Origin of the sequence: Comamonas sp. lk, from assembly GCF_900564145.1 — a bacterium.
Taxonomy (GTDB): Bacteria; Pseudomonadota; Gammaproteobacteria; order Burkholderiales; family Burkholderiaceae_C; genus Comamonas.
Map to the genome: position 1 here is coordinate 965,332 of NZ_UOOB01000001.1, position 12,261 is coordinate 977,592.

Genomic DNA, 12,261 nt, shown 5'->3' on the forward strand with positions numbered 1-12,261 from the left:
AGGAGACCAGGAGTGATTGACGTGGCCACTTTGAGTGTCATCAGACGCTGGGCTCTGCGTGAGCACCTGTCCATCCGAGAGATCGCCCGCAGAACCGGGCTTTCTCGCAATACCATCCGCAAGTATTTGCGCTCCGATGTTGTGCAGCCTCGCCCTGCGCAGCGCACCATCGTCACCAAGCTAGACCCATTCGCCAGCAAACTCTCGGGCTGGCTTCGTACTGAAGCGAATCGCTCTCGCAAGCAGCGGCGCACGATCAAGCAGATGTACGAAGACTTGCAGGCTCTGGGTTATGCGGGATCCTATGGTCGGGTAGCCGCTTTTGCCAGAGCATGGAAGGTTCAGCTCCATGCAGCTGAACAAACAGCGGGCCGAGGCGTATTTGTTCCACTGATCTTTGCTGCTGGCGAAGCCTTTCAGTTTGACTGGAGTGAGGATTGGGCTGTCATTGCGGGTGTGCGTACCAAGCTGCAAGTGGCTCACTTCAAGCTCAGTCACAGCCGTGCGTTTTATCTACGGGCCTATCCGCTTCAAACCCATGAGATGCTTTTTGATGCCCACAACCGGGCATTTGCGGTGTTTGGAGGTATCCCCAGGCGGGGCATCTACGACAACATGCGCACAGCCGTCGATCGTGTCGGCCGTGGCAAGCTCAGAGAGATCAACGCCCGCTTCAGCGCGATGGCCAGCCACTTCCTGTTCGAGGCACAGTTTTGCAATCCCGCCTCGGGATGGGAGAAGGGACAGGTTGAGAAGAATGTACGAGATGCCCGTCATCGCATCTGGCAATCTGTACCGGCCTTTCCTACGCTCAGTGCCCTCAACGTTTGGCTGGAGCAGCGATGTCAGGCGCTATGGCAAGGGATTACGCATGGCCAGTTGCCTGGCTCAGTCGCAGATGTCTGGGCGCTAGAGCGCTCGGCATTAATGCCCATGCCTCGACCATTTGATGGGTTTGTCGAACACGCTAAGCGGGTCTCGCCCACCTGCCTGGTGCACTTTGAGCGCAACCGTTACAGCGTACCGGCCTCTTACGCCAACCGGCCCGTGAGCTTGCAGGTCTACGCCGACCGCTTAGTTGTCGTGGCCGAAGGCCAGGTCGTCTGCGAACACCAGCGCATCATTGAGCGCAATCACCAAGGTTCTGGTCGTACGGTTTATGACTGGCGTCACTACCTGGCCGTGTTGCAGCGCAAGCCCGGTGCATTGCGCAACGGTGCTCCGTTTGCAGAGCTGCCAGAGGCTTTCAAACGGCTGCAAGCTCTGCTGCTCAAGCAGCCTGGCGGCGACCGTGAGATGGTGGAGGTCCTAGCCTTGGTGTTGCAGCACGATGAGCAGGCGGTTCTGGCGGCAGTGGAGTTGGCCTTGGAAGCAGGCGTTCCCCGCAAGACCCACATCATCAATGTCTTGCATCGCCTGCTTGACGGAACACCGGAGCCTGAACCCATCTATTCACCACAAGCCTTGACCTTGCTCGTCGAGCCCCAAGCCAACGTTGTGCGCTACGACCAACTCAGGCGGAGGCACCATGCGCCATGACCCAGCCATTGCAGCGATCATCATCATGCTCAGGCAACTCAAGATGTTTGGCATGGCCCAGGCCATCACTGAGCTTGCCGAGCAAGGCTCTCCAGCCTTTGAAGCGGCACATCCCATGCTGGCTCAACTGCTGAAGGCCGAGAGCGCAGAGCGAGAAGTTCGCTCCATTGCCTATCAACTCAAGGCTGCCAAGTTCCCTATCTACAGAGATCTGGCGGGATTTGACTTTGCCCACAGCGAGGTCAATGAAGCCTTGGTACGCAGCCTTCATCGCTGTGAATTCATCGAGAAGGCCAACAATGTGGTGCTTGTCGGCGGACCCGGTACTGGCAAGACCCACATTGCTACGGCGCTGGGTATCCAGGCCATCGAGCACCACCGCCAAAGGGTGCGCTTCTTCTCTACCGTGGAATTGGTCAACGCCTTGGAGCAAGAGAAGTCCCAAGGCAAAGCCGGACAGCTCGCCCACAGGCTGGTGCATACGGATCTGGTGATACTCGATGAGCTGGGCTATCTGCCCTTCAGCTCATCTGGCGGATCGCTACTGTTCCATCTGCTCTCGACGCTTTACGAGCGCACGAGTGTGGTGATCACCACCAACCTGAGCTTTAGCGAATGGGCCAGCGTGTTTGGCGATGCAAAGATGACTACGGCCCTTCTGGACCGTCTGACCCACCACTGCCATATTCTGGAAACAGGCAACGACAGCTACCGCTTCAAGCACAGTTGTGCAATCCAACAACCGCTCATCAAGAGGGAGAGAAGCAAAACCTTATCCACATCTTGAGCCTACGGCTCAAGCCAAAGGGTGGGTCAGTTTGAGATGGAAATAGCGGGTCAGTCTTGCGTGGAAATCAACANACAGTTGTGCAATCCAACAACCGCTCATCAAGAGGGAGAGAAGCAAAACCTTATCCACATCTTGAGCCTACGGCTCAAGCCAAAGGGTGGGTCAGTTTGAGATGGAAATAGCGGGTCAGTCTTGCGTGGAAATCAACAGTACAAAGGCACGGTTGTGCTGGATGGCGACATGAAGTTTGCCGCGCAAGACGGCAACATTATGTTCAGCGACAAGGTGGTCAGCAGGCAGGGCCAAGGCCATGGACTGTCGCTCGCCAGCGGGGCGGGCAATGTCACTTTCTCGGACGCGGTTGGGGACGGCACCGGCGGCCGCCTGGGCGAGATCTCCATCGCCAGCAACGGCGCCACCACGCTGGGCGGTGCGGTGTACGCCGCTTCGCTCTCCACCGATGCCGGCGGCACGCTGGCCCTCAATGGTGCTCTGGTCGACACAACGGGCACGCAGTCCTATGGCGAGCTGGCCGTACTGGGCGCCAACACCACATTGAAGGGCAGTACCGTCAGCCTCTTGGGTGGCGGTGATGGCGCGCATGAGCTGAGCATCGATGGTGATGCCGTGCTGAAGGGAGTGTTTGGCGCGCAGGGTGCGCTGTCCAGCCTGACGATCAAGGGCGCGTCCAGCCTGGATGGCCGCGTCACGACCACGGGCAACCAGTTGTACAAAGGCGCGGTCGTGCTGGATGGCGACGTGAAACTTGCCGCGCAAGACGGCAACATTACGTTCAGCGACAAGGTCGCCAGCAGTCAGGGCGACGGGTATGGCCTGTCGCTCGCCTCTGGCGCGGGCAGTGTCACCTTTTCGGACGCGGTTGGGGACGGCACCGGCGGCCGCCTGGGCGAGATCTCCATCGCCAGCAACGGCGCCACCACGCTGGGCGGTGCGGTGTACGCAGCTTCGCTCACCACCGATGTCGGCGGCACGCTGGCCCTCAATGGCGCTCTGGTCGACACTACGGGCACGCAGTCCTATGGCGAGCTGGCCGTGCTGGGTGCTAACACCAACTTGAAGGGCAGCATCGTCAGCCTCTTGGGCGGCGGCGACGGCGCGCACGAGCTGAGCATCAATGGCGACGCCGTACTGAAGGGTGTGTTTGGCGGGCAAGACGCACTGGCCGGTCTGACGGTGAACGGCAAATCCACACTGGGCGAAGGCCGCATAGTCACCACGGGCGATCAGTCGTACAAGGATTCGATCTCACTGGGCGGCAGACTGACGGTGGTCAGCCAAGAGGGTGACATCCGCTTCAACAACTCGGTGGACGGCGCATATGGGCTGACAGTCGTTGCGAACCAGGGCGAAGTGACGTTTGCCGGTCCCGTCGGTCAGGGTTCGAGCCTGGGCGATCTGAAAATCGACGCCGCCCGAGACATCGTCCTGGACGCCCCGGTGCGTGCCGTATCGGTGCAGACCGGCGGCAACGGTGATCTGCTGATCAACGGGGGGGCGATCCACACCACGGGTTTGCAACAGTATGGCCAGCATGTCATTCTGAGCGGTGTGGACACCACGCTGACTGGTACCAGCGTTCAGTTCAACGCTGGTATGGACGGCGCGGAACCGGGCAAGCAAGGCCTGGTCATTGCCGGCAATACCGATATCCAGGGTGACGTTGGCGCCTCCGCGTTGCTGCGCGGTCTGACCGTCACGGGCACCACAGCCATGGGCTCCGGCAAGGTCATCACCGCAGGCGATCAGGTCTATACCGGTTCTGTGACCCTGCAGGGTGATCGCGAACTGAGCAGCAATACCGGCTCGGTTGTGCTGGGCAGCAAGTTGGATGGCGGCAATGGCAATAACCTTGTCGTCAACGCCAGCAAGAACATCCAGATCGCGGGCGACGCCTCCGGCCTGGGCGTGCTGACGCTGCACGCCGTCGACACCATCGTGCTCAACGGCGATGTCAGCGCCTACCGCGTACAGCAGCTGGAGGCCAAGTCCGCTAGCTACAACGGTGCAGTTCGTGCTTCGGGGGCAGGTGGCATTGACATCTCCGGCGGCAGCGTGTCGTTTGGCCAGAACGTCACGGCCGACACCGGCGCGATACGCATTGCCAACACCGCGACGGCCGGTACGACATCCTTTGCTGCAGGCAGCACGGTCAAGGCTGCCACCGGCTTCACTCAGACAGGCGGCGCCGAGCTGACGCTGCCGGCGCAAATGCTGGTGACCCAGGGTCCCATCAAGCTGGGTGCACCGGCCAAGCTGCAGGGAGTGAACGCATTCATTCAGACCAATGGTGACATCACGGCCATCGGCCTGAGCGGGCCGCAGACTTCGCTGACTCTGGCCGCAGGTCCGACGGGCGCGCTGAGCATTGGTCTAAACGATGGTAACCCAGTCAACAAGTTGGATGTGGCCAACCTTATTGTGCCGAGCGCCGGTTCGGCCAAGATGTGGGGTGCAATTGGCGGTAAAACTGGCGTGCTGCCGGCTGCCATGATTCATAGCCCGCTGGTAGCCTCGCCGTATTACCTGAACGAGACTCCGTGGGGACCGACAGAGATGGTCAGCCGCCTGACATCTGTTGTGGTGCCGCCCGCCGTAATCCCCACAACCCCGGCTGCCGACTCCCTGTTCCGTGGTACGGTTCGGCCAGAAGGCTTCGGTCCTGACGTACTTGGAACTTACGCCGCGCCGGAGGTGCTGAAAGTGGCCTCCAGTGGTTTGCTGTTAGGCCTGCCCGGTGATGAAAGCGTTACGCAACCTTAACTTTCCACGATAGAAACATCCATTTTTCCAACGACCTGCCACTAGAGACAGATACCTCAACTCGCACACTCTGCTTCGATACCATGACTTCACAGACCTTGTTTCCTTTGTTTTACGAGCAACCTCGCCCTCTGTCTTCTGGTGAGCACGCGAACCTGTCGTTCACCGGCAACACGGGCTATGCCTACGCTGCCAAGACCAATGCCGTGCCGCTGGTGGCAACCGAGCTGCCAACCGCATGCCGCCATTTCCCCATCGTCTTTTCAGGCGATCAGCCCGCACCGGTAGCAGTACTGGGCGTGCGTGGCGAGGAAAACCTGTTCGTCGATGCGGACGGCCAATGGCGTGCTGACACCTATGTGCCGGCCTATGTGCGCCGCTATCCCTTCATCTTCATGGAGAATGAAGAGCGCAGCCAATTCACACTTTGTGTCGACGAGAAGGCTGCTTCGGTGGTCGATGGTCGTGACAATCCGCTCTTCGATGAAGCGGGCGAACCTACGGATCTGGCGCGCAGCGCGCTTGCGTTCTGCCGCGATTACCAAAATCAGCATTCCTACACGATGGAGTTTGCGCGTGCAGTGGTCGAGGCCGATCTGCTGGTAGAGAACCGTGCCGATATCACTTTGGCTGACGGCCAGCGCTTGGCGATGTCCGGCTTCAAGGTGATAGACGAAGCGCGCTTCAACAAGCTGCCGGACGCAGAATTTCTGCGCTGGCGCGCGAATGGCTGGCTGGCCTTGGTCTATTGCCACCTGTTGTCGATTAATACCTGGCCCAGCTTGGTCAACCAAGTGCAATCGCCGGCTCCTGCTGAAGCCGAAACCGAAGCAGCCGAGGCCTAAGCTCTTTCGCCGCAGCTGTTTGCAGTTGCGCTGTTGCGCATTGCCCTGAAGTTGTGGAGAAGTGAGGCGTTTCTGCTTTCCTTCTCCACCGCTGAGCTATCAGTTGATTTTTTGCAGCGCGGCATCCAGGGCCGCGTTGTCGATTTTCACGTCGGAGGCCGGTGCAAGCTTGCCTAGATACTCATTGGCAAGCTCCCGCTGACGTTGCTCACGCAAAGCGGTTTGGAGCGTGGGCTTGACCTCTTCAAGCGTTGCCGGACGCGAGGCTTGACTGGCCAGAAGCTTGAGCACATGGAATCCAGAAGCGGACCGCACAGGCTCACTGACTTGGTTGAGCTGCATGCCTGCGACGACATCGCGGGTCTCTGGCAATAACTGCGCCAGAGGTAAATTTCCGACTTCTCCGCCTTTCGCTGCACTAAGAGTGTCTTGCGAGTGGGCTTTGGCCAGCGCTGCAAAGTCTCCTTCGCGTGCTTGCTTGGCCAACTCGGCGGCTTTTTTGCGTACGGCGGCAATGGTTGCGGCATCTGCATCGGGGGCAATAGGCAGGAAAATCTGCGCCACTCGATAGGTCGCCGCAATATTGAGCTGGGGCTTGGCTCGTTCGTAGGCAGTACTGATGTCAGCATCGTTTGGAAAGTCCGCAGGCAGGCGTGCAATCGACTCCAGATAGCTGTTGCTGACGATACGGGCCGTGACATCCTTGATGGCCGCGTCGATGCGAGTCTTGACCTCTGGGCGCTCTGCCCACTTTTTTTGCTGAGCTTCGCGCAGCAGAGCCTCGCTCGCCAAGCGTTGGCGCAGCCAGTTATCCAGACCTTCGCGGTTGCTCTTGACTTTGGCACGCTCGCTCTCGGGCATGGCGCGCAATAGCTGCTGGACTTCTGCCGAGGAAATTTGAAGGGTACCCAGCTTGGCAACCGCAGTGTCTGATGTCTTTGTCGGGGTCTGCGCCATGGCGCTGTTGCTCATGAGCATGATCAGAGCCAAGCTCATTGCACTGGGTACGTTACGGCGGGACAGAAATTTCATTGATTATCACTTTCTTGTTGCGCGCTGAAGGCGCCGACGGAATCGACCAGCTTTTTCTCGCTGGCGGCAAGCCTCACGGAATGGAGCGTCTCAAACTCTAACGGAGCCAGGTCATGCGCCGATGGATGTCTGCGAAAAACATCTGACCGTAGCGAAAGGCCGTGCTGGGGTGGTGGTGCAGCTCTGTTGGTGGATGCGCAGTGCAGTTGCTGAAAGTGGGCCTATGACTGAGTACGGATTTGTACCAGCTCTTGAAACTCAGAAAAATTGCCTTATTATTAGCACTCAATGGGGTCGAGTGCTAACAAGCTCTGGACCTCACACTTTTCCGAATGTTGGCAGCTGTTGCCAGCAAGTCTTGTTTCAACTTTGTTGATGTATTTACGAGTTGGTATGAACCTGCGTCCCCTGCACGATCGCGTGATCGTCAAGCGCCTCGAAAACGAAACCAAGACGGCTTCGGGCATCTTTATCCCCGACAACGCCGCTGAGAAGCCTGACCAAGGTGAAGTGCTGGCAGTGGGTCCCGGCAAGCGCAACGACAAGGGCGAACAAGTGGCCCTGAACGTCAAGGTCGGTGACCGCGTTCTGTTCGGCAAGTACTCGGGCCAGACCGTGAAGGTCGACGGCGACGAGCTGCTGGTGATGAAGGAAGACGATCTGTTCGCAGTCGTCGAGAAGTAAGCTCTTCTCCAAGAAACTCATAAATTCATAGCTGTTGGCGCTTCATTGATAAGCGTTAGCAGCCAAATTGATCCAAATTTTGTAGGAGCCAAAAATGGCAGCAAAAGACGTAGTTTTCGGCGGTGAAGCACGTGCACGCATGGTTGAAGGCGTGAACATTCTGGCTAACGCAGTCAAAGTGACCCTGGGCCCCAAGGGCCGCAATGTGGTGCTGGAGCGCTCGTTCGGCGCCCCCACCGTGACCAAGGACGGTGTGTCCGTGGCCAAGGAAATCGAACTCAAGGACAAGCTGCAGAACATGGGCGCCCAGCTCGTGAAGGAAGTGGCCTCCAAGACCAACGACATCGCCGGTGACGGCACCACGACGGCTACCGTGCTGGCCCAAGCCATCGTGCGCGAAGGCTCCAAGTACGTGGCCGCTGGTCTGAACCCCATGGACCTGAAGCGCGGTATCGACAAGGCTGTGATCGCCCTGGTGGAAGAGCTGAAGAAGCAATCCAAGGCCACGACCACTTCCAAGGAAATCGCTCAAGTCGGTTCCATCTCCGCCAACTCCGACGAATCCGTGGGCAGCATCATTGCTGAAGCCATGGACAAGGTCGGCAAGGAAGGCGTGATCACTGTTGAAGAAGGCAAGTCCCTGGCCAACGAACTGGATGTCGTGGAAGGCATGCAATTCGACCGCGGCTACCTGTCGCCCTACTTCATCAACAACCCCGAAAAGCAAGCCGCGATTCTGGACAACCCCTTCGTGCTGCTGTTCGACAAGAAGATCAGCAACATCCGCGACCTGCTGCCCACACTGGAGCAAGTTGCCAAGGCTGGCCGTCCCCTGCTGATCATTGCTGAAGATGTCGAAGGCGAAGCCCTGGCAACTCTGGTGGTGAACACCATCCGCGGCATCCTGAAGGTTGTGGCTGTGAAGGCTCCTGGCTTCGGCGACCGCCGCAAGGCCATGCTGGAAGACATCGCCATCCTGACTGGCGGCAAGGTCATCGCTGAAGAAGTGGGCCTGACCCTGGACAAGGTGACTCTGGAAGACCTGGGTCAAGCTCAACGCGTCGAAATCGGCAAGGAAAACACCACCATCATCGACGGTGCTGGCCAAGCTGTTGAAATCGAAGCCCGCGTCAAGCAAATCCGCGCTCAGATCGAAGAAGCGTCCAGCGACTACGACCGTGAAAAGCTGCAAGAACGCGTGGCCAAGCTGGCCGGCGGTGTTGCCGTGATCAAGGTTGGCGCTGCCACCGAAGTCGAAATGAAGGAAAAGAAGGCCCGCGTTGAAGACGCCCTGCACGCTACCCGCGCTGCTGTGGAAGAAGGCATCGTGGCCGGCGGCGGCGTGGCTCTGCTGCGCGCCAAGCAAGCTGTGGGCACTCTGTCCACTGGCAATGCCGAGCAAGACGCCGGTATCAAGCTGGTGCTCAAGGCTGTGGAAGCTCCTCTGCGCGAAATCGTGGCCAACGCCGGTGGCGAGCCTTCGGTTGTGGTGGACGCTGTGTTGAAGGGCCAAGGCAACTTCGGCTTCAACGCTGCCAACGACACCTACGGCGACATGCTGGAAATGGGTATTCTGGATCCCACCAAGGTGACTCGCACTGCACTGCAAAACGCTGCTTCCGTGGCTTCGCTGCTGCTGACCACCGAGTGCATGATCGCTGAAGCCCCCAAGGCTGACGGCGGCCCTGCCATGCCCGACATGGGTGGCATGGGTGGCATGGGCGGCATGGGCATGTAATTGCCAAGCCGCTGACCGAATGGCCGCAAGGCCATTCAACCAGCCCCTAAAAGGCCGCATTCATTGCGGCCTTTTTTATTGCCCTTTAGGAATCAAACAAGCATCTAGCTCTTTGCCTTGGTGCGCTAGCTGCTCATGTTTTTTGAGTTCATGATGAAGCGGCATTGCCCCGGCCTCTTGCAAGAGGCTTGTGCCTGGCTGCATTGCGGCTCCTGATTCTGTGGTGTGCCAGGCTGAAATCGGCTGCGCATCTGCCGGCATGTGCCCCCACCTAGATGAGCAATGTGAGTAACGGCCGACCGCCATAAAAAACGCCCGGAGCTTGCGCGCCGGGCGTTTGGGTTGTGGCCTTGGCTTTCAGCGAATGAAGTTCATTCGCCGATGCTTGGCTTGATTCTGATCAGTTGCGGAACAAGTCCAGAATGCGGCTGCGCTCTTCGGTTGCAGGCGCAGGCGTGGAGCCGCCAGCCGAGCCTGTGTTGGAGTCGCTGCCGTCCATGCCCAGGTTGCTCACGCCGCCGCCACGGACGTTTTCTTCGTAGTACCAGTCGCCACCCATGTTGACAACGCCTGGAGGTACGGGCATTTCGGCCACGGGCACACCCTTGAGCGCGTGCTGCATGAAGCTGATCCAGATGGGCAGGCTCAGACCGCCACCGGTTTCGCGCGAGCCCAGATTGCGGGGCGTGTCATAGCCAATCCACGAGACCGCTGCCATGGTGGGCTGAAAGCCGGAGAACCAGGCGTCCACCGAGTCATTGGTGGTGCCGGTCTTGCCGTACAGGTCAGGGCGCTTGAGCGTGGCCTGGGCCCGGGCAGCCGTACCCACGCGGGCCACGTCGTTGAGCATGGTGCTCATCACAAAGGCGTTGCGGGCGGGAATGGCCTGGGGCAGATCCGTGACCGGGGGCGGCGTGAACTCGGACAGCACGCGGCCCTTGTGATCCGTCACCTTGGCAATCAGCCAGGGATTGGCGCGGTGGCCGCCGTTGGCAAAGACGGAATAGGCCGCAGCCATCTGCAAAGGCGTCACCGAGCCTGCGCCTAGAGCTAGCGTCAGATATGCGGGTTGTTTGGCGGCTTCGAAGCCAAAGCGGGTCGCCCATTCCTGGCCTTGCTTGGGGCCCACGGCCTGCAGCAGGCGGATGGAGATCATGTTCTTGGACTTGTTCAAGCCCGTGCGCATGGTCATGGGTCCGTCATAGCGGCCGTCGTAGTTCTTGGGTTCCCAAGGCTGGCCGCCGGTGACGGAAGAGCCGAAGAAAATCGGCGCATCATTGATCATGGTGGCAGGCGAAAAGCCTTTTTCCAGCGCTGCCGAGTAGATCACCGGCTTGAAGCTGGAGCCGGGCTGGCGCCAGGCCTGTGTCACGTGGTTGAACTTATTCTTTTCGAAGTCAAAACCGCCGACCAGGGCGCGGATGGCACCGGTCTGGGGCACCACGGCAACAAAAGCGCCTTCCACCTCAGGCAACTGCGTCGCTTCCCAGCTGCCCTTGGGTGTCTTGACGGCACGAATCACGGCGCCGGGACGGATTTTGATATTGGGTGGCGCCTTGGGGCTCAATCCCGATTCCACAGGCTTCAAGCCGTCGCCGGTGATTTCGAAATGCTCGCCGTCTGCACGGGCCGCCACAATCTTGCGCGGGCCGGCTTCCAGCACCACGGCGGCAATCACGTCGCCGTTGTCGGGGTGGTTGGCCAGGGCATCGTCAATGGCATCTTCCAGCTCCTGGGCATTGCCTGGCATGGCGATGAATTTCTCCGGGCCGCGGTACTTCTGGCGGCGCTCGTAGTTCATGATGCCTTCACGCAGCGCCTTGTAAGCGGCTTCCTGCTCGCCGGCATTCAGCGTGGTGTAGACATTGAGGCCGCGGGTGTAGGCTTCGCTGCCGTACTGGGCAAAGATGAGCTGTCTGGCCATTTCCGCCACATATTCGGCATGAATACGGGTGGAGTTGCTGGCCGTGCGAATCTTGAGCTGCTCTTCGCGGGCCTCTTTGGCTTGGTCGGCAGTGATGAAGCCGTTTTCCTCCATGCGGTCAATGATGTACTGCTGGCGGATCTTGGCGCGCTTGGGGTTGCTGATGGGGTTGTAGGCCGAAGGCGCCTTGGGCAGGCCCGCCAGCATCGCAGCCTCTGCGACCGTGATGTCCTTGAGCGGCTTGCCGAAATAGGCCTCGCTGGCAGCTGCAAAGCCGTAAGCGCGGTTGCCCAGATAAATCTGGTTCATGTAGATCTCGAGGATCTGGTTCTTGGTCAGCAGATGCTCAAGCTTGAAGGTGAGCAGGATTTCGTAGATCTTGCGGGTAAAGGTCTTCTCGGAAGAAAGATAGACATTGCGCGCCACCTGCATGGTGATGGTGGATGCGCCCTGGCTCTTGACCTTGCCCAGGTTGGCCAGCGCTGCGCGCAGCATGCCCTTGTAGTCCACGCCGCCATGCTCGAAGAAGCGGGTGTCTTCGATGGCCAGCACCGCATTGGTCATGACCTTGGGAATTTCCTGGATGGGCGTCAGGGTGCGGCGTTCCTCGCCGAACTCGCCCAGCAAGGCGCCTTCGCTGGAATACACGCGCAGCGGCAGCTTGGGTCGGTAGTCCGCCAGTTCAGAGACGTCGGGCAGGTTAGGGTAGGCCATGGCCAAGGCGACGGCGACGGCCAGGGCCACGCCCAGCACGCCGGCCACCGCCAGGCCGAACAGCCAGAGGATGGAACGAGGGAGCCAGTGCATGCGGGGCTTGGGAGAGTTGGGTGCAGACCGGGGAGTCTGTGAAGCAGAGTTATCTGATGGCGGCATTTCGCTGTATGTCCAATGGATCGAGGCATTATAGAAATGCCCTCTGTCGGCTTGA

At 59.5% G+C, this 12,261-nt stretch carries 8 protein-coding genes; 6 read left to right on the forward strand and 2 right to left on the reverse strand.

Going from position 1 to position 12,261, the window contains the following annotated elements; translation table 11 throughout:
• Positions 1-12 precede the first annotated feature (12 nt).
• From istA to EAO39_RS04280, 4 genes are all read left to right on the forward strand, one after another.
• Complete coding sequence (gene istA / locus EAO39_RS04265) at positions 13-1,539, forward strand: IS21 family transposase (protein ID WP_120966307.1); 1,527 nt, start codon at positions 13-15, stop codon at positions 1,537-1,539.
• Positions 1,529-2,326: an IS21-like element helper ATPase IstB gene (istB, locus tag EAO39_RS04270; protein ID WP_120966137.1), complete on the forward strand. Its 798-nt coding sequence runs from the start codon at positions 1,529-1,531 to the stop codon at positions 2,324-2,326. Before istA ends, istB begins: the two co-directional genes overlap by 11 nt.
• A 195-nt stretch (positions 2,327-2,521) precedes the next feature.
• The gene (locus tag EAO39_RS04275) at positions 2,522-5,110 is read left to right on the forward strand and encodes a hypothetical protein (protein WP_120966308.1); all 2,589 of its coding nucleotides are present in this window, start codon (positions 2,522-2,524) and stop codon (positions 5,108-5,110) included.
• An 83-nt stretch (positions 5,111-5,193) separates the two neighbouring features.
• On the forward strand, positions 5,194-5,955 hold the full coding sequence (locus EAO39_RS04280; protein WP_120966309.1) for a SapC family protein: 762 nt from the start codon (positions 5,194-5,196) through the stop codon (positions 5,953-5,955).
• Positions 5,956-6,054: 99 nt separating this feature from the next.
• Here EAO39_RS04280 and EAO39_RS04285 read toward each other — a convergent pair whose 3' ends face one another.
• Complete coding sequence (locus tag EAO39_RS04285; protein WP_240466894.1) at positions 6,055-6,987, reverse strand: peptidylprolyl isomerase; 933 nt, start codon at positions 6,985-6,987, stop codon at positions 6,055-6,057.
• 393 nt (positions 6,988-7,380) lie between these two features.
• Here EAO39_RS04285 and groES point away from each other — a divergent pair, with 393 nt between their 5' ends.
• Complete coding sequence (gene groES, locus EAO39_RS04290) at positions 7,381-7,671, forward strand: co-chaperone GroES (protein ID WP_120966310.1); 291 nt, start codon at positions 7,381-7,383, stop codon at positions 7,669-7,671.
• Positions 7,672-7,765: 94 nt separating this feature from the next.
• A complete protein-coding gene (groL, locus tag EAO39_RS04295; RefSeq protein WP_120966311.1) occupies positions 7,766-9,409 on the forward strand; it encodes a chaperonin GroEL in 1,644 nt (547 codons plus the stop codon).
• A gap of 400 nt (positions 9,410-9,809) precedes the next feature.
• Here the strand turns inward: groL and EAO39_RS04300 are convergent, their stop codons facing one another.
• Positions 9,810-12,140, reverse strand: a complete 2,331-nt coding sequence (locus tag EAO39_RS04300) for a penicillin-binding protein 1A (protein ID WP_120966312.1) — start codon at positions 12,138-12,140, stop codon at positions 9,810-9,812.
• Positions 12,141-12,261 lie beyond the last annotated feature (121 nt).

Excerpts from the sequence above, each read along its gene's own strand:
- groL (WP_120966311.1), top strand. The coding sequence starts at position 7,766 with ATGGCAGCAAAAGACGTAGTTTTCGGCGGTGAAGCACGTGCACGCATG.
- groES (WP_120966310.1), top strand. The coding sequence starts at position 7,381 with ATGAACCTGCGTCCCCTGCACGATCGCGTGATCGTCAAGCGCCTCGAA.
- EAO39_RS04280 (WP_120966309.1), top strand. The coding sequence starts at position 5,194 with ATGACTTCACAGACCTTGTTTCCTTTGTTTTACGAGCAACCTCGCCCT.
- EAO39_RS04300 (WP_120966312.1), bottom strand. The coding sequence starts at position 12,140 with ATGCACTGGCTCCCTCGTTCCATCCTCTGGCTGTTCGGCCTGGCGGTG.
- EAO39_RS04285 (WP_240466894.1), bottom strand. The coding sequence starts at position 6,987 with ATGAAATTTCTGTCCCGCCGTAACGTACCCAGTGCAATGAGCTTGGCT.
- istB (WP_120966137.1), top strand. The coding sequence starts at position 1,529 with ATGCGCCATGACCCAGCCATTGCAGCGATCATCATCATGCTCAGGCAA.